We start from the raw sequence: 24818 nt of genomic DNA, 5'->3' as shown, positions 1-24818 counted from the left end.
GTTGGCTGATCGTAAACATAAGAAAGTCCTTGGCTCCCTGCAGCCCGATGTTGAGGACATCCTGGACTGGAACAATCTGCCCGAGAATGCTTTTGAGGCAGCTACCACTCAGGAGAAAGAGAGCTTTATTCAGGATCGCAAGAGCGTGTCCTACTGGAAAGATGCTTGGCGGCGTCTGCGCCACAACAAGGTAGCCATGGTGGCCATGGTTATCGTTATCCTCATTGGCCTGTTTGCCTTTGTGGGCCCCATGCTGGTGCCCTACGGCTACGACGAGCAGATCCGGGGTGCCAACAACCTGCATCCCTGGCACTACTCTCTGGAGGACCGTGCTGCCCAGGATCCTGATGCCGCGGTGGAAGCGGCCCGTGCCGAGGCTGAGGCTGCCGGCAAGGAGTTCACTAAGCTGGATGAGGCCAGACTCCGTGCCCAGATCAAGTCTGGCGGAGGCGAGGAACTGAAGCCCCACCTCTTCGGTTATACCGATGAGGAGCTGCAGCGCAAGGCCAACGGCGAGTTTGTCTTCCCCCATGTGTTCGGCTGTGACATGCATGGCCGTGACATCATGGTCCGTACCATGATCGGCGCCCGCGTGTCCATGATCGTTGGTATCTGCTGTGCCCTGATCGTGCTGGTCATCGGCGCCATCTACGGCTCCATTTCCGGCTACTTCGGCGGCAAAGTGGACGCTATCATGCAGCGTATCGTGGAGATCATCTACTCCGTGCCCGAGGTGCTCATTATCCTGCTGCTGGGCGCTACCCTGAAGCCCATCCTGGAGGACTTCCAGAACTCGGGTGACGGCCCCCTGCAGAATTTCGTTACGATTCTGGGCCCCAACCTGATCGCAATCTTCATCGCCTTCGGCCTGCTGTACTGGGTGACCATGAGCCGCATCATCCGCGGCCAGATCCTCCAGCTCAAGCAGCAGGAGTACGTTACCGCCGCCCGCGCTCTGGGCGCCAAGGGTGGGCGCATCATCAAGCGCCATCTGCTGCCCAACTGTGTGGGCCAGATCGTGACCACCACCTTCCTGCAGATCCCCTCCGCCATCTTCACGGAGTCCTTCCTGTCCTTCCTGGGCATGGGCGTTTCCGCCCCCATGACCAGCCTGGGCTCCATGTGTTCCGACGGCCTGAGCGGTCTGCAGACCTATCCCTACCGCTTGTTTATCCCTGCCGCCATCCTGAGCGTTATGATCCTGTGCCTGAACCTGTTTGGTGACGGCCTGCGGGACGCCCTGGATCCCCGGCTGAAGAAGTAAGAAAGGAGGAGACACCATGGAAAACAACGAAAAGAGCGGCAAGCTGCTGGAAGTCAAGGATCTCCACGTCTCCTTCTTCACCCCCGCCGGCGAGGTCAAGGCTGTCGGCGGCATCAGCTACGACCTGAACTATGACGAAGTCATGGGCATCGTGGGCGAGTCCGGCTCCGGTAAGAGCGTGGAGGCCTACTCCATCATCGGCCTGCTCCAGTCCCCCGGTAAGGTGGTGGGCGGCTCCATCACCTTCGAGGGCGAGGACATGCTGGCCAAGAGCAAGGACGAGATGATCGACCTGCGCGGCAACAAGATCGCCATGATCTTCCAGAACCCCATGACCTGCCTCAACCCCGTTTACACCATCGGCAACCAGCTGATAGAGGCTCTGAAGGCTCACGACAAGAAGGTCTCCAAGGAAGAGGCCGCCAAGCGCGCCATGGAGATGCTGGAACTGGTCGGCATCAACAACGTGGAAAAGCGCATGAAGCAGTATCCCCATGAGCTGTCCGGCGGTATGCGTCAGCGTGTTATGATCGCCATGGGCCTGATCTGCCACCCCCAACTGCTTATCGCCGACGAGCCTACCACCGCTCTGGACGTGACCATCCAGGCTCAGATCCTGGAGCTCATGAAGGAGCTGCAGAAGAAGACCCACATGGGCATCATCTTCATCACCCACAATCTGGGTGTGGTGGCCGAGATCTGCGACAAGGTCTCCGTCATGTACGCCGGCAAGATGGTGGAGCAGGGCCCTGTGGACGATATCTTCTACAAGCCCGGCCACCCCTACACCATGGGCCTGCTGCGGTCCATGCCCCGTGTGGACGCCGAGAGCTACGAGCGCCTGATCCCCATCGAGGGTACCCCCGTGGATATGCTCAATCCCCCCGAGGGCTGCCCCTTCGCCCCCCGCTGTGAGTATGCCATGAAGATCTGCCTGCAGAAGATGCCCCCCTATGTGGAGCTGGGCGAGGGCCACCGCTCCGCCTGCTGGCTGCGGGTACAGGAGCAGATCCAGAAGGAGAAGGCCGGCCAGGCGGACGCCAAGCCCGCGGCAGAGACCGAGAACAAGGAGGCGGGCGACCATGAGTGAGAAGAATGATATCCTCGTTCAGGTAGACCACCTGAAGAAATACTTTGGCGTCAAGGGCGTGAAAGGCCCCGGCGTCCAGGCCGTGGAGGACGTGTCCCTCTTCATCAAGCGAGGCGAGACCCTGGGCCTGGTGGGCGAGTCCGGCTGCGGTAAGACTACCCTGGGCCGTACCATCCTCCAGCTGCATCCCCCTACGTCCGGCAAGATCATCTACGACGGCCAGCCTATCTTCGAGGGTGAGGATCCCTGGCAGAGAAATGAGAACGGCCAGCTGGTCCACGTGAAGACCCCCAAGCCCACCGCGGCCAACATGCTGCCCTACCGCCGCAAGATGCAGATCATCTTCCAGGACCCCTCCGCCTCTCTGGACCCCCGTATGACCGTGGGCGAGATCATCGGCGAGGCTCTGGATATCCATAAGCTGTGCCCCAGCAAGAAGGACCGCACCGACCGTATCAAGGAGCTTCTGGCCCGGGTGGGTCTGAACACCGAGCACGCCAACCGCTACCCCCACGAGTTCTCCGGCGGTCAGCAGCAGCGCGTGGGTATCGCCCGCGCCCTGGCGGTGCGCCCCGAGTTCATCGTGTGCGACGAGCCCATCTCCGCTCTGGACGTGTCCATCCAGTCTCAGGTGGTCAACATGCTGGAGGACATGCAGCAGGATCTGGGCCTGACCTACCTGTTCATTGCCCATGACCTGTCCGTGGTGCGTCACATCTCCAACCGTATCGGCGTGATGTATCTGGGTACTCTGGTAGAGCTGGCCGAGAGCTATGAGCTCAACAAGAACCCCATCCACCCCTACACCAAGACCCTGCTGTCTGCTGTGCCCGTGCCTGATCCTGAGGTCAGCCGCACCCGGCAGCGTATTGTCCTCCAGGGTGACATCCCCTCCCCCATGAATCCCCCCTCCGGCTGCCGGTTCCACACCCGGTGCCCCTATGCCACTGAGAAGTGCAAGCAGGAGGTGCCCCAGTTCAAGGAGCACGCTCCGGGCCATTATGCCGCTTGTCACCTGCTCGGTTAAAGAACATATTGGAAGAAGGCGGCCCTGTGCCGCCTTTTTTCAAAATCCGTCCACAAACCTGTAACAATTCTGAAACATTTGCTTTACACACATGTGTTATCTGTGGTATAATGTGTCTGTGTTACTTTACTGTGTGAAAGGCGAAGGGATTTCGGTGCCCAAAGCATATGGGCACCAAGGTTTTGATTCCCATTCTGGTGTATCCCGCCGTTTCGGCGATCCGATACAAAAATGAGAAAGATGGAGGTCCAATCATGAAAAAGAGAAAGCTTGTCTCTCTGCTTCTGTCCGGGGCCCTCGTGTTCGGTCTGCTGGCCGGCTGCGGCGGCGGCAATCAGAACACCGACAACACCCCTGGCGCTCAGAACAGCCAGACTGGCGGCAATGAGGGTGAGCCCTTTGAGCTGACCCTGAACATTGCTTCCGAGCCCCAGTCCATTGACCCCGCTCTGAACAGCGCGGTCGACGGCGCCATCATGCTCAGCCACATGTTCGAGGGTCTGATGCGCTGGAAGGATTCCGGCACCGAGACTGCCGGCACCGACGGTACCTGCAACAACGCTGAGCTGGCTCCCGGTCAGGCTGAGTCTTATGAGAAGACTCCCAACGAGGACGGCACTGTTACCTATACCTTTAAGCTGCGCGACGATGCCATGTGGTCCGACGGCAAGCCCGTCACCGCTCAGGACTTCGTGTTCACCTGGCAGCGCCTGGTCAGCCCCGAGACCGCTGCTGACTACAGCTACATGATCGACTGCGTGGTCAACGCCAATGCCATCATCAACGGCGAGAAGGATCCCAGCGAGCTGGGTGTCAAGGCTGTGGACGACAAGACCTTCGAGGTCACTCTGACCACCGACCTGCCCTACTTCCTGGAGATCTGCGCCTTCCCCTCCACCTTCCCCGTGCGTGAGGACGTGGTGAGCAACGCTCAGTGGACCTACTCTCCCGAGACCTACATCTCCAACGGCGCTTACAAGATGACCGTTCGTGAGACCAACTCTCAGATCGTCATGGAGCCCAATGAGTACTACTATGATGTGGCCTCCCTGGGCCCCCAGAAGATCACCTTCAAGCTGATGGACGACCAGAACGCCATGCTCAACGGCTTTAAGTCCGGCGAGCTGGACTTCATCGAGGATCTGCCCACCGACGAGATCGCTGGCCTGATGACCTCCGGCGATCTGAAGATCGTGGACTACATCGGCACCTACTATGTCTGCTACCAGACCCAGAAGGCTCCCTTCGACGATCCTCGCGTCCGCAAGGCCTTCACTCTGGCTGTTGACCGTAAGTACATTGTTGACGAGATCACCCAGACCGGTCAGGTCGAGGCTGGCGGTTTCGTGCCCGCCGGCGTGTACGACGCTGAAGGCGCCACCGGCGACGACTTCCGCACCGTGGGCGGCGACTACTATGATCCTTACCAGGAGGCCTATGAGGCCAACTGTGAGGAGGCCCGCCAGCTGCTGGCTGAGGCTGGCTATCCCAACGGCGAGGGCTTCCCTGTTGTTGAGTACCTGTACAACACCGGCGAGGCTCACAAGGCTGTTGGCGAGGCCCTGCAGAACATGTGGCAGACCCAGCTGGGCGTGACCGTCACCCTGAACAACCAGGAGTGGGCCACCTTCCTGCAGACCCGTAAGGACGGCGATTACTCCATCGCCCGTAACGGCTGGATTGCCGACTACAACGATCCCATGTCCTTCCTGGATATGTGGCTCACCGGCGGCGGCAACAACGATGCTCAGTACGCCAACCCCGAGTATGACGCCAAGATCGCTGAGGCCAAGGCCGAGACCGATCCTGCTGCCCGCATGAAGCTCATGCACGAGGCTGAGGACATCATCATGGGTCAGGACTATGCTCTGTGCCCCCTGTACTTCTACACTCAGAAGTACATGCTGGCCGATGGTATCCAGGGCATGTACTACACTCCTCTGGGCTACTTCTTCTTCGACCACTGCACCCAGGGCTGATTCAGCACAACCCAACCGGGCGGAGCCAAACGGCTCCGCCCGGTTTCTATTCAGGTATAACAAAGGGCGCGCTGCTCAGGCAGCGCGCCCTTTCTGTATTCATTTTGCTTACCAACCGCCGAAGGGGAAGTTGTAGTAGTAATTGCCGCCCTGCTGGGACTGAGATTGGGACTGCTGCTGCTGGGTGTACTCCTCGCTCAGCTGATCCATGGCGTCCTGACGCTCCTGGTTGTCCTCGTCCAGGGTCACATTGACGGTGGAGGTGTTGCCGTCCCGGTAGATGGTAAAGGCAACGGTGTCTCCCGCCTTATAGTCCTTTACCGCGCTCTGGAGCTGGGTCTCGCTGGTGACCTGAGTGTCGCCCACGGCGGTGATGATGTCGCCCTCCTGCAGGCCGGCCTTCTGCGCACAGGAGCCGTCCAGGATGGCCATGATCTCCACGCCGGCGGGCACGCCGTAGCGCTGGACGCTTTCATCCACAGCGCTGATGAGCACGCCCACATTGGGCTTGCCGGTGACGTAGCCGTTCTCCATGATGGAGGTGACCATGTCCTTCACGTCGTTGATGGGAATGGCGAAGCCCAGACCCTCCACGGAGGCCTCCGAGCTGGAGCCGCTGGAGGACAGCTTGGCGGACACGATGCCCACCACCTGGCCGTACTTGTCAAACAGGGGGCCGCCGGAGTTGCCGGAGTTGATGGCGGTGTCGGTCTGGATCATGTTGATGACGGTGCCGTCGCTCATGGTGACAGCCCGGTCCTTGGAGGACACATAGCCGCCGGTGAAGGTGAAGGTCAGCTCACCCAGGGGGTTACCGATGGCGTACACGTTTTCACCCACGTTGATGGCATCGGAGTCGCCCAGCACCACCGGCCGCAGGCCGCCCTGCTCGATCTTCAGTACGGCGATGTCGTTCTCCTCCTCGCCGCCCACCAGGGTGGCGTCGTAGCTCTTGCCGTCGGAGAAGAAGACGGTGATGTCGGTGACGCCGTCAATGACGTGGTAGTTGGTGAGGATGTAGCTGGAGGTGTCGTTGGAGCTGATGACGAAGCCGGAACCGGACACGGCGTTCTTCACCGTCTGGCCCCACACGTTGGTGGTCACGTTGCCGTTGACGCCCACTACCGACTCCAGGTTGGAGGCGTATACCTCTTCGGCGGAGAGGACCGTCTTGCCGTCCACGTTGGCCAGGGACACGGCGGAGGGACGGCTGCCCTCGTAAATGGTAGCGGTGTTGCCCAGCCGGCTGGCGGCCCAGACACCGCCGCCGCCCACCGCGCCGCCGATGATGGCGCAGCACAGGCCAACCGCAATGATCTTGCCGAAGCCGCCCTTCTTCTTGGGCTTGGGGGGCTCTTCGTCATGGACGTGGAACTGATCGGTCTCTATGATGGGCTCCCGATCCTCGGGGGGCCGGTTGTAATCACTGTAATACATAAACGGGTCTCTCCTTTGACAACGGGTTTTGTTGTTTCCTTTGAACGTGTCTTAGCATAACCGGTAATTGTGGATGAAATGTGAAGAAAGTATGCATGATTTTTAAATAATTCCCAACATCGACAGAATTGGGGATAAACAGGCCGAATGGAGCGGAAAGAGAACAAAAGCGGGCACTTGCGTGCCCGCTTTTCTGTAGAATCGTTATTGTTCCAGCGCTTTGGTGACGGTGACCGCCAGTGCGCCGGGGCCGATGTGGCAGGCCACCGACAGGGACAGGGGGTCCATGTGGATGGGATAGCCGGGGAAGGTCTCCTCCAGCTCCTTCAGCCACTCCTCCGCGCCGGAGCGCTCGCCGGTGTAGGCGGCGGCGATGTGGAGCTGCTCCGGACCGGACAGACCGGCAAACTCAGTGTCCATGGTGTTGTGGATGGCGTCGATCATGGACTTCTTGGCGGCCTTCCAGCCCCGGACCTTGGCGAAGGAATCCAGCTTCTCACCCTTGATGCGCAGCACCGGCTTGATACCCAGCACTGCACCCAGCGCGGCGGCGGCGGGGGTGCAGCGGCCGCCCTTCTTCAGGTACTTCAGGGTGTCCACGGTGATGTAGATGTCGGAGTCAAACTTGGTGCGCTCCAGATAGTCGTGGATCTCCTGGGCGGACTTGCCTGCCTGGGCCATGGCCTGGGCGTCCAGCACCGCCTGGCGCTGGGTCACCGAGATGCGCTGGTTGTTGACCACGAACACCTTGCCCTCGTAGTCCTGGGAGAGCATCATGGCAGTCTCGCAGGAGCTGCTCAGGCCGCTGGACATGGGAATGTACACGATCTGGTCGTAGTCCTGGAGGATCTTGTCCCACAGGTCGGTGACGTCGCCGGGGGAGGGCTGGGTGGTCTTCACGTCAGCGCCCTCCTCCAGCCGCTGATAAAACTGCTCCTGGGACAGGGTGATGTCCTCCAGGAAGAGCTCGTCGTTGATGTAGAAGGGCATGGGCAGCACAAAGATGCCCAGTTCCTTGCCCTGCGCCTGGGTGATGCCGCTGTTGCTGTCAGTGGCAATGGCGATCTTACTCATAAATAACCTCACTTTGTCTGCACTGTTATGGTTGAATTGGCCGGGGCCTGCAATCCGCCCCGGAAGAAATCGGTGAGTTTCTCCATCCCCCGCATCAGGGCGGATACCTCCTGATCGGTGAGCACGGACAACACGCTGTCCGTCATCCGGCGGTGAAAGGCCCGGTGCCGCTCACTGGCATCCCGGCCCTGCTGGGTGGGCATCAGCCGCACCACCCGCCGGTCCTTGCCGTCCCGCAGCCGGACCAGATAGCCCTTTTTGACCAGCAGGTCCACCGCACAGGTCAGGGTGCCTGCCGCCACACGGCGGGCGGCGGCAATGGCGGTGGAGCGGTTGTCCCCGCCCTGATCCACCGTACGGCATACCGCGTCGATAAGCTGGACCTCCCGCAGGGACAGGTCCCCGGCGGCCAGGCTGTCCTCCTCCCGCTTCAGGATGTCCCCAAAGACGTCGGAGAGAAATTGATGGAGTATTTCGCTTGTCTGTTCCACGGACGCCTCCTTCCCGCATGACCTGCGTCAGCAACTGCATTATACCGAATCAGGGGAAAAAGTCAAGAAAATATTTTGACCATCAAACTATTTCTGGCCGGAATATGCGGATGGGACAAGTCATACCGCCGGACACCTTCGCATAGGGTAGTAGGGACCCGGGTCTGTCCGGGAATACAGATGAGGATGGTGCGACATGAAAGGTCGGATTGTTTGGAAGCGGCTGTTCCGCCGGTGCGGAGCGTTATTCCTGGCCACCCTGGCGGTGTGGCTGCTGATCCTGTGCGGCGGGGCGTCGGGGGCCCTGGAGAGTCTGGGGGAGAACGGGGCCTTTGTGGCCACCGCCCTGGCGGCGGAACTGGGAGGCACCGGCAGCACCGGGCTGCTGGGGACGCTGGACGGCTGGGACCGGCTGGCGGTGGGCCAGTCCCGGCTGCTCTCCGGCAGCCAGGACGCGGTGGCCGGTTATCTGGGCAAGACCGCCCAGGAGGACCTCCAGCTGCCTGCCGGGCAGCCCGCCCAGGACCACGACGACCTGGGGGAGGAGCCGGAGGTCACCGCCGCGCCGTCGGACATCATCGCCCGCACCCTGATCCCCACCAGCCCCCAGGGCTACGACGTGGCCGGAGGGCTGTACCTCTATAACCGCACCGGGGAGAGCGTGGATCTGGCCGCGGCCGCCGAGGCGGCGGTGAACATCACCCTGCCGTCGGATGGACCCCAGATCCTCATCGTCCATACCCACGCCACCGAGGCCTACACCCCCGACGGTACCGACGTATATACCGCCAGCGACCAGTCCCGCACCCTGGAGGAGGAGGACAACATGCTGCGGGTGGGGGATGAGATGGAGCGGGTGTTCACCGAGATGGGCCTGAGCGTGGTCCACGACCGCACCCTCCACGACTACCCCCAGTACAACGGGGCCTATACCCGCTCCAAAACCACGGTGGAGCAGTATCTGGAGCAGTATCCCTCCATCAAAATCGTGCTGGATGTCCACCGGGACGCCCTGGTGGGGGAGGACGGCACAGTGTACAAGGCGGTGACCCGCATCGACGGGGTGGACACCGCCCAGGTGATGCTGGTCATCGGCCACGGCCAGGACGGCAGCAATCCCCACTGGATGGAAAACCTGACTCTGGCCTGTAAGCTCCAGAGCAGCATGAACACCCTCTACCCCACCCTGGCCCGGCCCATGGCCTTCCGGGCCTCCAGCTACAACCAGGAGCTGTCCACCGGTTCCCTGCTGGTGGAGGTGGGCACCCACGGCAACACCCTCCAGGAGGCCCTGGCAGGGGCACGGCTTTTTGCCCGGTCCGCCGGTCAGGTGCTGCTGGGGCTGAAAGGGTAAGGAAAAAAGCACGCCGAAAGGCGTGCTTTTTTGCGTGTCCCGGCGGCAAAGAGGAATTGCCCTTTTTGGCAAAATCACATATAATAAGAGCAATGTGTAAACAGACAGAGGGAGGCAAACTATGATTTTAAACGTGCTGGCGGTAGGCGACGTGGTGGGCGAGAGCGGCGTGGACTACCTGAACCGTCACCTCCGCAGCCTGAAGAAGCTCCGGGACGTCCACTTCACCGTGGTCAACGGAGAGAACGCCTCCGGGGTGGGCATCCTGCCCCGGCAGGCCAGAGATATCTTTGACGCCGGGGCCGACGTGATCACCCTGGGCAACCATACCTGGAACCGCATCCAGATCGCCGACTTCCTGGAGGACGACCGCTACACCCTGCGGCCCGCCAACTACACCAACCGGGTGCCCGGCCGGGGCTGGGGGGTGTACGACGGCCCCAAGGGGCTGCGCATCGGGGTGGTCAACCTCATCGGCCGGTGCGAGATGGACAGCAACTTTGAAAACCCCTTCACCACCGCTGACAAGGTATTGAAGCGGATGGAGGGGACGGACGTGGTGCTGGTGGACTTCCATGCCGAGGCCACCAGCGAGAAGGGGGCCATGGGCTATTACCTGGACGGCCGGGTCCAGGCCCTGTGGGGCACCCATACCCACGTGCCCACCGCCGACGGCCAGGTGCTTCCCAAGGGCCTGGGCTTCATCACCGATCTGGGCATGACCGGCCCCGCCCGCAGCGTACTGGGGGTACGCCCCGACCAGGCTATCAACCGCTTCCTGGGGGGACTGCCCCGGCGGTTTGAGCAGGCGGAGGGCCCCTGCAAGCTGGAGAGCGTCCTCTTCTCCATCGACACCGATACGCGGAAGTGCGTGGGGGTGGAGCGGGTGGACCTGCGGGACTGATCGCCCTCCCTTTTTGGAATCCTGTCGGAAAGGAACACAAAACCATGCTGACCATTCTTCATGGGGCGGACTTTCATCTGGACGCCCCCTTTGCCTCCCTGCCGCCCGACAAGGCCCGGCAGCGCCGGGAGGAGCAGCGGGCCCTGCTGGACCGGCTGGCCGACCTGGCCGAGGAGCGGCAGGCCGACCTGGTGCTGCTGTCCGGCGACCTGCTGGACTCCAGCCAGACCTACCAGGAGACGGTGGAGGCCCTGGCCCGCACCCTGGGCCAGATCCACGCCCCGGTGTTCATCGCCCCGGGCAACCATGACTGCTACGGCCCCCGTTCGGTGTATGCCAACACGGTGTGGCCGGACAATGTACACATCTTTTCCACCGTGGGGGTGGAGTCGGTGGAACTGCCGGAGCTGGGCTGCACCGTCCACGGCGCGGCCTTCACCACCCCCCAGGCCGACCGCTCCCCCCTGATGGGCTTTACCGCCCCCCGGGACGGACAGGTCCACCTGATGGTTCTCCACGGCGACGTGGAGGGCAAGGGCCGCTACGGCCCCATCGACCCCGCAGACATTGCCGCCAGCGGCCTGACCTACCTGGCCCTGGGCCACATCCACGCCTGCTCCGGATTGCAGAAGGCGGGGGACACCTGGTGGGCCTACCCAGGCTGCCCCGAAGGCCGGGGCTTTGACGAGACGGGGGACAAGGGTGTGCTGGCTGTCACCGTAGGGGACGACCCCGCCGACGTCACCGCTCAGTTTGTCCCCCTGGCCGGTCGGCGGTATGAGATCGTGGAGGCCGACGTCACCGGGGCGGACACCGCTGCCGAGGCCCTGGAGGCCGTTCTGCCCGCCCAGCCCTGCGGTGACTGCTGCCGCATCCTGCTGACGGGCCAGCGGTCCTTTGGGCCGCCCGACCTGGCGGCCCTCACCGCCCAGGCCCAGCCATACTACTACAGCGTCACCCTCCGGGACCAGACCAGAGAGCTGCGGGACCTGTGGGCCCGGGCGGGGGAGGACTCCCTCACCGGCCTGGTGCTGCGGGAGCTGAAGGCCCGGGGCGGGCCGGAGGCCGAGCTGGCCGCCCGCTTTGCCCTGGCGGCGCTGGAAAACGGGGAGGATCCCTGCCCATGAAAATTATTCGAATGAGAGCCACCTTCGGCGGCCTGGACCACCAGGAACTGACGCTGAAGGAGGGCCTGAATATCATCGAGGCCCCCAACGAGGGGGGCAAGTCCACCTGGTCGGCCTTCCTGCGGGCCATGCTCTACGGCATCAACACCAAGGAGCGGGACAAGCAGGGCTACATCGCCGAAAAAAACCGCTACCAGCCCTGGAGCGGTGCCGCCATGGAGGGCGTGCTGGAGCTGGAGTGGAAGGGGGAGAAGATCACCCTCCGCCGGGGCCCCAAGGGCAACACCCCCTTTGGCAAGTTCGAGGCGGTGTATACCGACACCGGGGAGCCGGTGGGCTATCTCACCGCCGACAACGTGGGGGAGACCCTCATCGGCGCACCTAGGGAGGTCTTTGAGCGGTCGGCCTTTGTGGGCCAGGGAGGGGCGGCCATCGACGGCGCCCCCGCCCTGGAGGCCCGCATTGCCGCCCTGGCCTCCAGCGGGGAGGAGGACGTGTCCTACTCCCAGGTGGAGCGCCGCCTGCGGGACTGGCTCAACCGCCGCAAGCACAACAAGACCGGCCTCATCCCCAAGCTGGAGGAGGAACTGACCCAGAATGACGAGGTGGAGGGCCGCCAGGCCAAGGCCTTCCGGCTGGCCCAGGAGGCCAAGCGGGAACTGGAGAAGCTCCAGACCGAGCACAAGCGCCTCCAGGCCGAGCGGGACGCCCACCTGGCCCGGGCCATGGCCGCCCGCCGTCAGCGGTGGGAGGAGGCCCAGAGCGCCCTGGAAGAGGCCAAAGGCCAGGTGGACGCCATCGAAGTGGAGCTCAACCGCTACGGTACGCCCCCCGACAAGGCCACCCTGCAACAGGCCCAGGGGGAGCTGAACCAGCTCAACGCCCTGCATACCAGCCGCAAGCAGGCGGAGGTCAAGCTGGAGGAGGCCAAAGCCGCCGAGGCCCAGGCCGCCGCCGACGCGGTGGACCCCCTGTTCCCTGAGATGACTCCCGACCAGGCCTGGGAGCAGGCCAACGACGACGCCCAGGCGGCGGGGGAGGCCCCCCGCTGCGGCGGACTGTACGGGGCGGGAGCCGCCTGCCTGGTGCTGGCCGCCGGATCCCTGGTGGTCAGCTTTACCGGGCTGCTGCCCGCCCCCTGGATGGGCTGGGCGGCCTGCGGCGTGCTGGCCGTGGCAGGCGTGGGTCTGTTTGCGGCCGCCGCCATGCGGAAGAAGAAGGCCGGTGCTCTGGCCCAGGAGCTGCTGGAGCGCTACGAGGCCGAGAGCCCAGAGGACATCCTGGCCCGGGCCAGCGCCTACCGGGAGGCCTGCGCCGTGGCCGATCAGGCCGTCAAGGGACGGGAGAGCGCCCAGAAGGAGCTGGACGCCCTGCTGGCCCAGGATGAGAATACCCGCAAGGCTCTGCTGGAGCTGGTCCACCCCTTTGCTCCCACGGTGAAGGACACCTTCGGCGTGTCCGCCGCCATCTCCCGCGCCCTCCAGCTGGAGGAGCGGCTGGCCACCGCACAGGTGAAGCTGGAGGGGGCGGAGAAGCTGGCCGCCAGCCTGCCCCGGCCCGAGCCGGTGGCGGCCGACCCCGGGGTGGAGCCCCGGTTCGACCCCGCCGAGACGGCGGCCAAGCTCAACGCGGCGGAGGGCGAGCTGTCCCGGCTGCGCAGCGGCCTGGCTATGGCGCTGGGCGAGCTGAAGAGCACGGGAGACCTGGCGGAGCTGGCCGTACGGCGGGAGGCGGCCCGGGAGGAGCTGGACCGGCGGCAGACCGAGTATGCCGCCCTGGAGATCGCCCTCAAGGCCCTGGACGCCGCCCATGCCGGGCTCCAGGCCCGGTTCTCCCCCGCCCTCAACCATCTGGCCGGGGACTACCTGGCCAAGCTCACCGGCGGCAAGTACGACAAGGTGTCCCTCACCCGGCAGTTTGAGGCTCTGGCCGAGGAGGCGGGAGGCCTCCAGCCCCGGCGTGCCCTGGCTCTGTCCCAGGGAACGGCGGACCAGCTCTACCTGGCGGTGCGGCTGGCGGTGTGCCAGCTGGTGCTGCCCCAGGAGGAGCCCTGCCCCCTGGTGCTGGACGATGCCCTGGCCAATTTTGACGACAGCCGCATGGCCCAGGCCCTGGACTGCCTGAGCCAGCTGGGGGAGGAGCGGCAGATCCTGCTCTTCACCTGCCACAGCCGGGAAAGCGCCTGGCAGCGGGGACGCTGATTCCCATTTCCCTTGCAATCGGGGGAAAATCGGACTATAATGTTGCATATTCCAAGCGTATGGAGCTGATGGCATTGGCAAACGAAAAGACCCAGGAAAAGGAGCTGGAGGGGAAGGACGCCCTGAAGGTGGACCTCTATTTCTGGTTACAGGCCCTGGTGATGGTGCTGGTGGCCCTGATTCTCATCTTCACCTTTGTGGGGCGCATCATCGGCGTGGTGGGTTCCTCCATGTATCCCACCCTCCACGACGGCGACCTGCTGCTGCTCCAGAGCATCGGCTACACGCCCAAGCAGGGGGATGTGGTGGTGCTCACCAAGGAGTTTGACGCCGCCGACGGACCCATCGTCAAGCGGGTCATCGCCACCGGCGGCCAGCACGTGGTCATCGACTACGACGCCGGTACCGTCACCGTGGACGGCGAGGTGCTGGAAGAGCCCTATATCAACGAGTTCATGGTGGACCCCGGCATGGACAGCATCCACGACGTGGTGGTGCCCGAGGGCTCCATCTTCGTCATGGGCGATAACCGCAACCACTCCTCCGACAGCCGCAATGTGACTTTGGGCACGGTGGACGAGCGGTATGTGCTGGGCCGGGCCCTGTGGGTGCTCCTGCCCTTCCAGAACTTTGGGGCCATCGCCCACGGCGCGGAGATGTAAACGCAAGAACGCAGACCCAGTTGGGCCTGCGTTCTTTTTTGCCTCCAAATCCCTTGCGGCGGCGGGGAAAGCACGGTATAATGTTGCATGATTTGAGCAAATGGAGCTGATGGCATTGACGGAGGAAACCAAGCAGAACACCTGGAAAAGCGACCTCTATTTCTGGCTGCAGGCCCTGGTGATGGTGCTGACGGTCCTGATTCTCATTTTTACCTTTGTGGGGCGCATCATCGTGGTGGACGGCATCTCCATGGAGCCCACCCTCTACCACGGAGACCTGCTGCTGCTCCAGAGCGTGGGCTATACCCCCAAGCAGGGGGACGTGGTGGTGCTCACCAAGGAGTTTGAGGACGCCGACGGGCCCATCGTCAAGCGGGTGATCGCCACCGGTGGTCAGCACGTGGTCATCGACTACGACGCCGGTACCGTTACCGTGGACGGCGAAGTGCTGGACGAGCCCTACATCAAGGAGGCCATGATGCAGCCCCCGGAGGAGTCCATCACGGATATCTTGGTGCCCGAGGGCTCCATCTTCGTCATGGGCGACAACCGCAACCACTCCTCTGACAGCCGCAACGTGACCTTGGGCGCGGTGGATGAGCGGTATGTGCTGGGCCGGGCCCTGTGGGTCTTCTTCCCCTTCCAGGATTTCGGCGCCATCTCCAACGGCGAGGCATGAAAAAGGCCGCAGACAACTGTCTGCGGCCTTTTTGTGCTTCTTACGTCGGGAAACCGGTCAGAACAGCCAGAAGATCAGCTCCTCCGACAGGGTCATTCCCACCTTGCGCTGGAGGGCCAGGGAGGGCTCGTTGTCCCACCATACCTGGCCGTAGGGGTACACGCCCTGCTCCAGGCAGAAGGCGGTCATGGACAGCAGCAAAACCTCGCCGATGCCCTTGCGGCGGTACTGGGGTAGCACCTCCAGCATGCCCATGGACCCCTCAATGTGGGTGGCAATAAACCCGGCGGGTTTTCCCGCCACGAAGGCCCCCAGCATCCCCCGGTCAATGGCATCCCGCATATAGTCCACGCCCCCGAAGGAGTGGCTGTAGTGTTCCTCCGCCCACTCCGCCCAGCTCTGGTCCAGCCGGCGGATCTCTCCGTCAAAGGCGGGAACGGTAGGCATTTGATTGTTCATCCAGGCCGCCTGGTGGCAGATCTGCTCCGTTTGAAAGCCGAAGTGGGCGGCCAGACGGTCCTTATACCACATCTGGTGGCCGGTCAGGATGGTGCACCCCTCCATCAGGGGGAGCATTTCCTCCAGCACAGCGGGGGTCTCGGCGTCCAGAAACCACACCTCACTGGGGGGATCGTAGAGCAGCACGCCGTCGGGGCCCGCCCGGCGGACCTCAGCGGTCCCACGGCGGAGCACCTCCAGCATGTCGATGTACAAAAGCCGGTTGCCCGTCAGCCGGGCAAGGGCGGTCTCTTCCAGTGTCATACCTTTCCTCCTCGGTACAGCGGCAGGGAGATGATGAAGCTGGTCAGCTTGCCGTTGTTCTCACAGCGGATGGTGCCGCCGTGGAGCTCCACGATCTCCTTGGCAATGGCCAGACCCAGCCCCGCCCCGCCGGTGCGGGTGGAGCGGGCGGCGTCCAGCCGGTAGAATTTCTCAAAGATGTTGGCCAGCTCCCCCTCGGGGATCTCCAGGCCCTCGTCCTGGATGGTGATCTCCGCCCGGCTGCCCACCGCCTTGGCCAGCACGTCCACGGTGCCGCCGGGGATGGAGTAGCTCACCGCGTTGCGCAGCACGTTGTCGAATACCCGGGCCAGCTTGTCCGGGTCGCCCCGCACCACCAGATGGGGCTGAATGTTGGGGGCGCAGGTCAGGTTTTTGTCGGCAAAGAGGGGATAGAACTCGTCGGCCAGCTGCTCCAGCAGCATGGATAGCTGGATGGGCACCTTCTCCCCCGCCCCGCTGTCCAGGTCCATTTTGGTGATGTCGAAGAACTCGCCCAGCAGCTCCTCCAGCCGCAGGGCCTTGTCCAGGGCAATGCCGGTGAACTTGGCCCGCCGTTCCGGGTCCAGGCCGGGGTCGTCATGGAGGAGAGTGAGGTAGCCCACCACCGAGGTGAGGGGGGTCTTGAGGTCGTGGGCCAGGAAGGCCACCAGATCCCCCTTGCGCTGCTCGGCCTCCTTGGAGGAGCGCTCCCGGGTCGCCAGCTGGACCCGGATGGCGTTCAGGTCGTCCTGGATGGGGGAGAGCTCCCGGGGCAGCACCACCGGGTCGTCCTGCTCCTCCACCAGGCGGCGGGTGGCCGCCCGGATGTCCTCCAGCCAGTGGGTGAACCGCCCCAGAGCCAGGTAAAAGGCGACGAGCATGAGTACCATGATGCACACGGTGAGGATCTCCGACTTGTTGTTTCGGATATAGATTTGATAGAGGTTCAGGGCTTCCTCCTGGGTCTGACCAAAGAGGGTCTGGGAGGCCCACAGGAAGAACCGGGCAAAGGGGTCCTGGAGCACGCCGTCGATGACCACCTCCAGCAGGAAGATGCCCACCGCTCCGGCAATGATGGTGCCCAGCACCACCATCAGCAGCATTTTCAGCTTCAGTCGGGTGTACTTCCCCTTCACGCAGTCTCCTCCTTTCCGTGGGGGTGATGGCGGGCGGCAGAGCGCTTGGCAAACCGGCCCACCGACCAGGCCCCGCCCAGCAGCAGCACCTCCAGGAAGGAGGCAAAACGCCACAGCACCAGGCCCACCGCCAGATGTTCCCCGAAAATGGGGCTCATGAACAGATAAAAGCTGCCCTCGGCCCCTCCGGCGTTGCCGGGCAGCATGATGATGCGGGAGAGCACCATCACCAGGCACTGGACCATTACCAGCTCCCAGAAGGAGACCCCGGTGAGCCCCAGGCCCCGGTAGAGGAAGTAGGGGATGGCAAACAGGGCGGTAAGCTCCACGAACATCCCGGCGTACAGCCATACCAGCATCTTCTTGTTGCCCTGAAAGGCCCGCAGCTGATGGCAGAACTCGTCCACCTTGTTCATGCCCTTATCCACCATGCCTTCCTTGGCCATCACCTTCCAGTGGCGGGACAGGAAGGTGAGGATGCGGCGGATGAGCCGCTGAATGGGGGCGGGGCGGATGGCGGTGAACACCGCCAGACCGCACAGGAAGAGGTAGAGGGCGATGAGCACCCCGGCCCCCGCCACGGCGGCCCCCAGGCTCTCCTGCCGCCAGAACACCTCATAGAGCAGGGCGGCCACGGCGTAGACGGTGTACACCATGGTGTTGGCCACCGCCTTCCAGGTGTAGATGGAAGCGGTGTAGGTGGCGGACATGCCGGCGTCGTACATCAGCTTGAGCTGTACCGGGGCCCCGGCAGGTCCCAGCTTGTAGTAAAACTCCCCGATATAGGCCGCGTCAAAGCAGCCGGTCAGCTTCATGGGACAGCCCGCGGAGCGGCCCATGGCGTAGAACAGCAGGGCGTCTACGCTCTCGCTGAAGGGGATGCACAGGGCGGCCAGCAGCAGCCAGCCGGGCTGCACCTGGGCCACCAGGGCCCGCAGGTCCATGGTGCGCTTCACATAGACCAGCAGGTAGATCAGGATCACGCCGCCGATGCTCAGGCCCGCAATGGAGAAAATACGGTTGAACAGGGCGGCCTTGCTATGCTTCTTCGTAACAGTCACTCCATTCTAATACGCCCGGCGCAGGGTGCCGCCGCAGGCGCAGCGGTAGTGCTCCGGGTGGGCCACCAGGGTGGAGAGCCGGGTGCGGGGGAACTGCCGCCCGCACTGGGTGCACACCACTAGATGGCGGATGGTGCGGGTGTCCTCCACCCCCAGCCTCTGGCAGGTGTCGGTCCGGGCGATCTCGTAGCCGTAGGCGGCGTTCATCCGGGCGGCGTATCCCTTCCACCGGGGGCCGTGGTTGCGGCAGCCGGGGCAGGTGTGGAGCACCTCATGGGCCAGGGTCTGGAGGCAGGCCTGCTCGGAGGCCTCCAGCAGGCGGGCGGACAGCTCGATGAGGCAGCTGCCGTCCCGCTGGTGGATGCAGCAGCCGAACCGGGTCACTGCCCGGCGGTTGATCCGCACCTGGGGCAGGATATGGGAGGAGACCGGGATGTCCAGCGCCCTGGCCTGGGCGATCACCCGGGCCAGCAATGCGTCTGCGTCGTGCATGGAACAGCCCTCTTTCTCACACCGAATGATTAACAGTAGAAGTATTGTATCACCAACGGGCCCAAAAGTCACCACCGGATGGGGTGGGCGGCCATCTTATGTTTTTATTACATTTTTTCCGCCCGCTTGACGAAAATACGACGGGACCGGTATAATCGTGGCAAAAGGAGGGGATGGCTATGGAGGCCAACATTCTGGTGGTGGACGACGAGCCCGAGATCGCTGATCTGGTGGAGGTCTATTTGCAGAGTGAGGGCTGCACCGTCTACAAGTGCAACACCGGCACCCAAGCCCTGGCGGTGGTGAACAGCCGGGCGCTGGACCTGGCCATTCTGGATGTGATGCTGCCTGACATCAGCGGCTTCACCCTGTGCGGGGAGATCCGCAAGGACCACCATTTCCCGGTGCTCATGCTCACCGCCAAGGCCGACGACATGGACAAGATCACCGGGCTTACCATCGGGGCGGACGACTATATCACCAAGCCCTTCAACCCCCTGGAGCTGATGGCCCGGGTAAAGGCTCAGCTGCGCCGCTATACCCGCTACAACGAGGCGGACAAGGGGGACAGCAAGGATATCCTGGACTTCAACGGTCTGGTCATCAACCGGGCCACCCACGAGTGTACCCTGTACGACAAGGAGCTGAATCTGACCCCCATCGAGTTCGACATCCTGTGGATGCTGGCGGAGAACCGGGGACAGGTTATCTCGGCCGAGCGGCTCTTTGAGAGCGTGTGGGGGGAGAAGTACCTGGACCGGAACAACACCGTCATGGTCCATATCCGCCGCCTGCGGGAGAAGATGGGCGAGCCCTCCCGCAATCCCCGGTTTATCAAAACGGTTTGGGGCGTAGGCTATAAAATCGACTGAGACAGGCCTGTCAAAAATTTTTGAAAAAATTGCGAAAAAAGCGTTGACAAATGGGGACACTTCGGATATACTATCTCTTGCCCTGTTCGTCCGGGCACAGATGGCGGCATAGCTCAGTTGGCTAGAGCATACGGTTCATACCCGTAGTGTCCCCGGTTCAAATCCAGGTGCCGCTACCAGACCCAAAAGACGGCACGTGCCGTCTTTTGGGGTCCCTTTTCCGAGCGTTCGGCCCGCTTGGGCAACATGGCCCGTTGGTCAAGTGGTTAAGACACCGCCCTTTCACGGCGGTAACACGAGTTCGAGTCTCGTACGGGTCACCAATATGGAGGCGTAGCTCAGCCGGTAGAGCACTTGCTTCACACGCAAGGGGTCACAGATTCGAGTTCTGTCGTCTCCACCATGAAAAAGCACATCCGAAAGGATGTGCTTTTTTGTTTTGTAAATCTAAGATAACAAAATTAGGGGCGCGCCGCATTTGCGGCGCGCCCTCTATTTATCCTTCCGTCTGGAGTGTGGCCTTGGACAGGTCAATGGGATGGTCGCACCGGTTGTCCACGTCGATGCCGTTGCCCGAGAACACCGTGCCCTCAAAGTCCAGGGTAATGTCGGTGGGCACATTCTCCAGCAGCACGGCGGTGCCGTTGTTGGTAAAGGTATTGTTGTGATAGCGGGTGTCCAAGGCGGACTGGCCGATGGAGTTGAAGTGGAAGCCCACCTCATTGCCGGTGAAGGTACACTGGGTCACGTTGATCCAGGCCTCCCCCTGGGACTGGAAGCCGGTCTTGTAGCCGGTGAAGGAGCAGCCGATGGCCCAGGCCTTCACGGGGGCGATGATGCCGATGTCGGTGCCGTCCCCCACAAAGTCCATGTCGTAGAAGTAGTTGATCCAGTTATAGTTGCCGCTGTCCATGGTCACCGAGCCCTTGAGGACGGTGCGGCCTGCCCCCTCGTCGGTGCAGCCGTAGAATTCGTAGGAGCGGTTCAGCGTCAGATCCCCCTCATAGGTCACCGGCGGCAGGTAGAGGTACACCAGATCGGAGGAGGGAAGCTCCCGGGCGGTCTGGTCCAGCAGGGCCTGGAGGTCCTCCACGGTGTCCATGGGGTAGTCCTGCCAGTGATACTCGTGGGTGATGATGGGGGTGATGTGGATGTTCTGGCGGACCCGGATCACGTCCCCGTTTTTCATTTGGATGGTCCAGACCACCTGGGGATTGCCGGAATTGCCGGTGAAGTCCAGGGAACACACCATGGCGGCATCGGGGGAATAGTCCGCATCGTGGCCGGGCTCCCCGGCGGTGAGGGGGGCGGAGGCGTTCTGGTCCTGGACCACCTCCACGGTGACCCCCTCCACCAGAGATTCAAACTCGGCCCAGGCGTCGGCGCCGGTGGTGGCGTCGTTGACGTACCAACGGGAGGGCCAGCGGTACTGCTCATCGGGAGCGCCCTGGTGATAAATGTCGGGGGCAGGGGCGCAGCGGTCGTTGGGCCAGGCTACCAGCAGCTGATAGATCTTGTCCCCGCTCTCGTAGTATACCTCGCCAAGGGCGTCAAACTCCTGGGGCTCATAGGGTCGGTTAAAGTACCAGATTGCCCCGCCAATGGCGGCGGCCACCACCAGAACCAGCAGCCCCAGCAGCTGCTTTTTCAGCAGAGGAGTGGCGGTTTTCGCCTGTTTCCGGGGGTGAATGTCGGTGGCGCAGTGGGGGCAGAAGGAGGATTCCTCCGGCAAAGGTGCGCCGCAGTGGGGGCATTTGTGTTCCATCTCTTATCCTCCGTTTCCCTGGTAGTCCAGCATGGTGTAGCCCAGCAGGTTGTAGTCCCGGTCCAGCAGCAGGTAGCACATCCACCGGCCCTCATTGGGCAGGAACTCTGCCAGCCGCTCGATCTCCCGGCACTGGCGCTCCAACTCCGGGCCATGGAGGGTGTGCCACAGAGCGTAGATCTGGGCGTCGTCTTCCCGAAGCACCGGGCCCTGGGCGGTGTTGTACCCCTTCAGGAACCACACCGCCCCGGAGGAGGCGATCTCCTCCGACGGAATGTAGGTGGAGAAATCGTCCTCCCAGCTTCCTTCAAAGGCGGCCAGCTCCTTTTCGTAGAGTTCGGTGAAGTCATAGTCGCAGCTTACCACGTCCATCTGCCACTTGCCGTCTCCCAGACTGGTGGGGGAGCCGATGAAATAGCCCATCAGGTGGGTGTTGCCGTCAAAGAGCAGCAGAGCCACCCGGTTGTTGGAGTCGTTGCCTGCGTTGTACATCCCATAATCCCCCACGGCGCTTTCTGTGCCCCGGGAGGACACCAGCTGGGCCATCTGGAAGCTGTTCACCAGATAGTCGTCGATGTTGTCACTGGTCTGGGTTGTGGTGCGGAAGTCAACGCAGGTCAGGGTGGGAAAGAACTCCTCCAGATACTCGGGGGTGACCTTCACCATGCCGTTTTCATCCTCCTGAAAGACCACCGGCGTGGTTTTGGAGGGCCAAAACAGAAAGGCGCAGACGGCTGCCACGATGACCAGCGCCAGCACCCATTTCAGGCCCTTCCGCCACAGGTGGGCGGGAACGGCGGCCGCCTCCCGGGTGCGGAGGCTCTGGGCGCAGTGGGGGCAGAAGGAGGCCTCCTCCGGCAGAACTGCGCCGCAGTGAGGGCATTTGTGTTCCATATGGATCATTCCTTTCAGGTAAAGGTGGCGTTTCCGGTGTTAATGGAGTGACCGGTGGGGTTGAGAATGGTGGCCTTGTTGCCGTCAAACAGACAGCCCGTAAAATCAATGGTCTTAAGGCCGGGTACCCGCAAAAGATCCACCGCAACCGTGTTGTTCCGGAAGGTATTGTCGGTAAAATCGGTGTAATTCCAGTAATCTCCGCTGCTGTCGAAACGGAAGCCCACGCTGTTGTTCTCAAACCAGCACCCCACCGGGTCGGCCCAATCGTCCCCGCCCACCAGCAGGCCGGTGTCCCAGCCGGTGAAAAGGCAGTCCTGCACCCGGCCGTCGGCCTCCACGGTGAGGCCGGTGCCCGAGCCGCTGCCCCGGAAGTCGATGTTCTCAATAAAGCACTGGGGGCCCCGGTCCACGTCCACTGTCACCGGGCCCAGAAAGGCGGTGCGCCGGTTCTGCTCATCCACGGTGCCGTACAAGTTGATGGGCCGCCCGGTGATGGTGAGGCCTCCTTCATAGTGGACAGGGGGGAGACTGAGCCGTACCACCGTGGGCAGGGGGACCTCTGCCTGGATCTGATCGACCAGAGCCTGAAGGTCCTCAATGGTGTCCATATCGTAGTCCGCCGGGGTGTAGTCCACCACCCCCACCGGCTGGATCACCAGCTTGTGCCGTAGAAGGATGGTGTCCCCGTTCTTCATATTCAGGGTCCACCGGATCTCTGCTTCCCCCCGGGTCTGGCCGGTGAAATAGAACGCTGAGAGGGCCATCCCCTCGGCGGCGGAATTACCCTGATAGCTGGGCTGCTTCCAGGTGATAAAGGAGGGGTTCTCCGAGGGCTGGAAGACCTGGACCTGGATCTCCTGGATCTGCTGCCGGAAGATCTGCCTCGCGTCTTTTCCCGTGTCTCCGTGGGTGACAAAAATCTTGGCGGCCCGGTCATAGTTCCAGTCCTCGATGGTCTGCACGGTGTATTCCGGCTCCGGGGTGCCGTCGTTGCGGAAGGTGACCGCCAGGTGGTAGTCGTTGCCGTTCAGGTGGTAGGTCAGCTCCCCCCAGGCGTCGTATGTATCGGGGGTAAGCGCGTCATACAGCAAAAAGGCCGACGCGGCCAGAGCAGTCAGCACTAGCAGCGTTACTAGCCGCTTCAGCCATTTGATCCACCAGCGGGCAGGCACCTCCACCGCCTGCCGGGGCCGGAGGTTTTCCGTGCAGTAGGGGCAGAAGGAGGCCCCCTCCGGGAGAGATGCGCCGCAGGCGGGGCAGGGCTTGGTCATGCTACAGGACCTCCATCAGCCGCAGGACGTTTTTATAGCGGTGCTGGGGATTGACGTGGGTGCACCGGTCCACGATGCGGCCCATTTTGCCCGGGGCCAGCTTTTTGGAGGGATGCTCTCCGGTGAGCATCACGTTGATGAGCACCCCCAGGGAGTAGATGTCGGTGCGGATGTCCGACTGGGACAGGCCGTACTGCTCCGGGGCGGCAAAGCCGGTGGTGCCCAGGATCTGGGTGTCGTTGTCGTGCTCCGGCTTGTGGAAGCGGGCGGCGTCAAAGTCGATGAGTACCGCCTGGTCCCCCCGGAGGATGATGTTCTCCGGCTTCACATCCCGGTGGACCGCCCCGATGGAGTGGAGCACCCACAGGGCTTTGCACACCTGCCGGACGATCTTCCGGGTTTCCTCCGATGAAAAAAGAGCTTCCCGTAACAGGAAGCCCAACGTGTCGCCCTCGATATATTCCTCCAGTGCCAGCACCTGGCCGTCCTGGAATGCCACCTCGTATACGGTGGGCAGATGGGGGCAGCTGTAGTCCAGCAGCTTGCGATAGACTTCCGGATTGCCGTGAAAACGGCGCAGAATGAAGCGCTTGCCAGTGGCCCTGTGGCGAATGAGGCAGACACTGCCCCGCGGACTTTGCTTCAGGACCCGGAGCTGGTCATACTCCGTCTCCAGCGCGTTTAACAGCCAGGTAAAGATACCGATCCCCTCCAAGGCCTTGTACACTATGCAAAGAGCATATTGTATTAGGACACGAAATATTGTACATTTAGTATATACGATTTCCATTTGAATGTAAAGGGGAGTGGAAAGTATGGAAATGAAGACCACCGGTGACCTGAGCCAGGCCCTGATGAGCGAGCCCGATCTGGACTCCTATCTCAGCGACAACCAGGATTTTTTCGCCAGCCAGAGCATTGCCGAACTGCTGACGGAGTGCTATAAAGACTGCCCCTATTCCAAGGCGGCCCTGGCCCGCAAGGCGGGGATGAGCGAGGTCTACCTCCACCAGGTCTTTGCCGGGCGGCGCAATCCCTCCCGGGACCGGCTCATCTGCCTGTGCGTGGGACTGGAGACCACCCTGGAGCAGACCCAGCAGCTGCTCAAGCAGGCCAGCTACGCCCCCCTCTACCCCAAGATCCGACGGGACGCCATTATCAGCTACGGCATCGTCCACGGCATGAGCCTGGAGGAGATCAACGACAAGCTCTTTGCCGAAAATGAGAAGACCCTGTCCTGAGGGGGCCATCCGACTATTTACACCGGACAGTT

Annotated in this window: 23 protein-coding genes and 3 tRNA genes; 15 read left to right on the top strand and 11 right to left on the bottom strand. The window is 62.6% G+C overall.

The annotated features are described in order from the left end of the window. Nucleotide 1: 1 nt before the first annotated feature. From J9789_RS14850 to J9789_RS14835, 4 genes are all read left to right on the top strand, one after another. A complete protein-coding gene (locus J9789_RS14850; RefSeq protein WP_209346459.1) occupies nt 2–1264 on the top strand; it encodes an ABC transporter permease in 1263 nt (420 codons plus the stop codon). 16 nt (nt 1265–1280) lie between these two features. After that, complete coding sequence (locus J9789_RS14845; RefSeq protein ID WP_209346458.1) at nt 1281–2354, top strand: ABC transporter ATP-binding protein; 1074 nt, start codon at nt 1281–1283, stop codon at nt 2352–2354. Then, the gene (locus tag J9789_RS14840; RefSeq protein WP_209346457.1) at nt 2347–3381 is read left to right on the top strand and encodes an ABC transporter ATP-binding protein; all 1035 of its coding nucleotides are present in this window, start codon (nt 2347–2349) and stop codon (nt 3379–3381) included. Before J9789_RS14845 ends, J9789_RS14840 begins: the two co-directional genes overlap by 8 nt. A 254-nt stretch (nt 3382–3635) precedes the next feature. Beyond that, nucleotides 3636–5360, top strand: coding sequence for a peptide ABC transporter substrate-binding protein (locus J9789_RS14835; RefSeq protein ID WP_209346456.1), 1725 nt, complete (start codon nt 3636–3638; stop codon nt 5358–5360). A 108-nt stretch (nt 5361–5468) separates the two neighbouring features. Here J9789_RS14835 and J9789_RS14830 read toward each other — a convergent pair whose 3' ends face one another. From J9789_RS14830 to J9789_RS14820, 3 genes are all read right to left on the bottom strand, one after another. Beyond that, entirely contained in the window at nt 5469–6797 is a 1329-nt protein-coding gene (locus tag J9789_RS14830) for a trypsin-like peptidase domain-containing protein (protein ID WP_209346455.1), read from the bottom strand. A gap of 204 nt (nt 6798–7001) precedes the next feature. After that, entirely contained in the window at nt 7002–7871 is an 870-nt protein-coding gene (locus tag J9789_RS14825) for a DegV family protein (protein WP_209346454.1), read from the bottom strand. Nucleotides 7872–7879: 8 nt separating this feature from the next. Beyond that, nucleotides 7880–8362 (bottom strand): MarR family winged helix-turn-helix transcriptional regulator, encoded by a 483-nt coding sequence (locus J9789_RS14820; RefSeq protein ID WP_209346453.1) that lies wholly within the window; start codon nt 8360–8362, stop codon nt 7880–7882. Nucleotides 8363–8558: 196 nt separating this feature from the next. Here J9789_RS14820 and J9789_RS14815 point away from each other — a divergent pair, with 196 nt between their 5' ends. From J9789_RS14815 to lepB (J9789_RS14790), 6 genes are all read left to right on the top strand, one after another. Beyond that, entirely contained in the window at nt 8559–9716 is a 1158-nt protein-coding gene (locus J9789_RS14815; protein ID WP_209346452.1) for a stage II sporulation protein P, read from the top strand. A gap of 121 nt (nt 9717–9837) precedes the next feature. Further along, nucleotides 9838–10620 (top strand): TIGR00282 family metallophosphoesterase, encoded by a 783-nt coding sequence (locus tag J9789_RS14810; RefSeq protein ID WP_209346451.1) that lies wholly within the window; start codon nt 9838–9840, stop codon nt 10618–10620. A gap of 44 nt (nt 10621–10664) precedes the next feature. After that, the gene (locus J9789_RS14805) at nt 10665–11747 is read left to right on the top strand and encodes a DNA repair exonuclease (RefSeq protein WP_209346450.1); all 1083 of its coding nucleotides are present in this window, start codon (nt 10665–10667) and stop codon (nt 11745–11747) included. Beyond that, nucleotides 11744–13948, top strand: a complete 2205-nt coding sequence (locus J9789_RS14800) for an AAA family ATPase (protein ID WP_209346449.1) — start codon at nt 11744–11746, stop codon at nt 13946–13948. The genes J9789_RS14805 and J9789_RS14800 overlap by 4 nt, the downstream gene beginning before the upstream one ends. Nucleotides 13949–14016: 68 nt before the next feature. After that, nucleotides 14017–14610: a signal peptidase I gene (lepB, locus tag J9789_RS14795; RefSeq protein ID WP_245185303.1), complete on the top strand. Its 594-nt coding sequence runs from the start codon at nt 14017–14019 to the stop codon at nt 14608–14610. 115 nt (nt 14611–14725) lie between these two features. Continuing rightward, complete coding sequence (gene lepB / locus J9789_RS14790; RefSeq protein ID WP_245185302.1) at nt 14726–15289, top strand: signal peptidase I; 564 nt, start codon at nt 14726–14728, stop codon at nt 15287–15289. Nucleotides 15290–15346: 57 nt separating this feature from the next. On the opposite strand, the gene J9789_RS14785 is transcribed toward lepB (J9789_RS14790), so the two are convergent. The 4 genes from J9789_RS14785 to J9789_RS14770 are packed head-to-tail and all read right to left on the bottom strand — an operon-like array spanning nt 15347 to nt 18740. Beyond that, nucleotides 15347–16051 (bottom strand): GNAT family N-acetyltransferase, encoded by a 705-nt coding sequence (locus tag J9789_RS14785; RefSeq protein ID WP_209346447.1) that lies wholly within the window; start codon nt 16049–16051, stop codon nt 15347–15349. Next, a complete protein-coding gene (locus J9789_RS14780; protein ID WP_348633702.1) occupies nt 16048–17187 on the bottom strand; it encodes a HAMP domain-containing sensor histidine kinase in 1140 nt (379 codons plus the stop codon). The genes J9789_RS14785 and J9789_RS14780 overlap by 4 nt, the downstream gene beginning before the upstream one ends. Beyond that, complete coding sequence (locus tag J9789_RS14775) at nt 17184–18248, bottom strand: lysylphosphatidylglycerol synthase transmembrane domain-containing protein (RefSeq protein ID WP_209346446.1); 1065 nt, start codon at nt 18246–18248, stop codon at nt 17184–17186. Before J9789_RS14775 ends, J9789_RS14780 begins: the two co-directional genes overlap by 4 nt. A gap of 6 nt (nt 18249–18254) precedes the next feature. Further along, on the bottom strand, nt 18255–18740 hold the full coding sequence (locus J9789_RS14770; protein WP_209346445.1) for a SprT-like domain-containing protein: 486 nt from the start codon (nt 18738–18740) through the stop codon (nt 18255–18257). 179 nt (nt 18741–18919) lie between these two features. Here J9789_RS14770 and vanR point away from each other — a divergent pair, with 179 nt between their 5' ends. The 4 genes from vanR to J9789_RS14750 all read left to right on the top strand — a co-directional run bounded on the left by vanR (nt 18920) and on the right by J9789_RS14750 (nt 20015). Next, the gene (vanR, locus tag J9789_RS14765) at nt 18920–19612 is read left to right on the top strand and encodes a VanR-ABDEGLN family response regulator transcription factor (protein WP_209346444.1); all 693 of its coding nucleotides are present in this window, start codon (nt 18920–18922) and stop codon (nt 19610–19612) included. A 102-nt stretch (nt 19613–19714) separates the two neighbouring features. Beyond that, nucleotides 19715–19791 (top strand) — tRNA-Met (locus J9789_RS14760). 69 nt (nt 19792–19860) lie between these two features. Then, nucleotides 19861–19935 (top strand) — tRNA-Glu (locus J9789_RS14755). 4 nt (nt 19936–19939) lie between these two features. Further along, nucleotides 19940–20015 (top strand) — tRNA-Val (locus J9789_RS14750). 93 nt (nt 20016–20108) lie between these two features. Here the strand turns inward: J9789_RS14750 and J9789_RS14745 are convergent. From J9789_RS14745 to J9789_RS14730, 4 genes are read right to left on the bottom strand one after another with little or no spacing between them, the layout of a single operon-like run. Beyond that, nucleotides 20109–21377 (bottom strand): zinc ribbon domain-containing protein, encoded by a 1269-nt coding sequence (locus J9789_RS14745; RefSeq protein ID WP_209346443.1) that lies wholly within the window; start codon nt 21375–21377, stop codon nt 20109–20111. Between the two features lie 3 nt (nt 21378–21380). Next, nucleotides 21381–22271, bottom strand: coding sequence for a zinc ribbon domain-containing protein (locus J9789_RS14740; protein ID WP_209346442.1), 891 nt, complete (start codon nt 22269–22271; stop codon nt 21381–21383). Between the two features lie 14 nt (nt 22272–22285). Next, nucleotides 22286–23545 carry a zinc ribbon domain-containing protein gene (locus J9789_RS14735; RefSeq protein WP_209346441.1) on the bottom strand — a complete coding sequence of 420 codons (1260 nt, stop codon included), beginning with the start codon at nt 23543–23545 and terminating at the stop codon, nt 22286–22288. A 1-nt stretch (nt 23546) separates the two neighbouring features. Next, nucleotides 23547–24260 carry a serine/threonine-protein kinase gene (locus J9789_RS14730; RefSeq protein ID WP_245185301.1) on the bottom strand — a complete coding sequence of 238 codons (714 nt, stop codon included), beginning with the start codon at nt 24258–24260 and terminating at the stop codon, nt 23547–23549. Between the two features lie 100 nt (nt 24261–24360). On the opposite strand from J9789_RS14730, the gene J9789_RS14725 reads away from it, so the two are divergent. Beyond that, a complete protein-coding gene (locus tag J9789_RS14725; protein ID WP_209346439.1) occupies nt 24361–24786 on the top strand; it encodes a helix-turn-helix transcriptional regulator in 426 nt (141 codons plus the stop codon). The last annotated feature ends 32 nt before the right edge of the window (nt 24787–24818 follow it).

The organism is Flavonifractor sp. AGMB03687 (genome assembly GCF_017811815.1).
In the GTDB taxonomy this organism is placed as follows: Bacteria; Bacillota; Clostridia; order Oscillospirales; family Oscillospiraceae; genus Flavonifractor.
The sequence above is the reverse complement of the archived record's forward strand: the minus strand, read 5'-3'. Positions and strand labels throughout refer to the sequence as shown.